Consider the following 575-nt stretch of genomic DNA (forward strand, 5'->3'; position numbering starts at 1 on the left):
CAGTGCTGGAGGCACCGATGGATTTCACCTTCCAACCGCCGTTTTTGGCTGGACTGTCAGGATATGTCGCCGAACTGACTGCATCCTTCGTCTGCGCCGCACTCGGTATCACGCCCACGGTCCGGCACGCCGATTACATAGGCTCCTGGTTGGAGATCATTCGCGGGGACGATCGCGCGATCCTGCGCGCCGCCGGCGCTGCCTCGAAGGCTGCCGACTATCTGCTCGCCTTTCGTCCCGAAGCGGCCATCGCCGCCAATGACGATGATCCCGATCCCGACCCGGATGGATCAATGGCTCTGGAAGGGAGGATCGCGGCATGATCCTAGTCACACCAGAACTGCGCGAGCAACTGTGCGCCAACGACCTTGCCCGTCGCGAGGCGCTCCGCCGTGGCGACCCCGCCCCCGACCCGGTGCCGGTCGTCCGTTTCTTCAATCCCGTTGCCGCCGCCGCCCGGCTCACCACGGAACTGGATGAGGGCGGAATCCTGTTCGGCCTAGTCACCCGGAACTGTAATCCACCTCATTGATTCACGCCTCTTTGAGGAGATGAACAATGCTAGGTCGGCAGGC

The 575-nt window shown here is 63.1% G+C and carries 2 protein-coding genes; both read left to right on the top strand.

Annotated features, from left to right (window positions below; genetic code table 11):
- Positions 1–323, top strand: a 323-nt coding sequence (locus L3X40_RS22105; protein WP_237367470.1) for a zincin-like metallopeptidase domain-containing protein, incomplete at its 5' end; no start/stop codon positions are given.
- A complete protein-coding gene (locus tag L3X40_RS22110) occupies positions 320–532 on the top strand; it encodes a DUF2958 domain-containing protein (protein ID WP_237367471.1) in 213 nt (70 codons plus the stop codon). The genes L3X40_RS22105 and L3X40_RS22110, both read left to right, overlap by 4 nt.
- The last annotated feature ends 43 nt before the right edge of the window (positions 533–575 follow it).

The organism is Rhizorhapis sp. SPR117 (genome assembly GCF_021742065.1).

Bases quoted from the DNA above. Each gene is read 5' to 3' on its own strand.
- L3X40_RS22110 (WP_237367471.1), top strand. From the start codon at position 320: ATGATCCTAGTCACACCAGAACTGCGCGAGCAACTGTGCGCCAACGAC.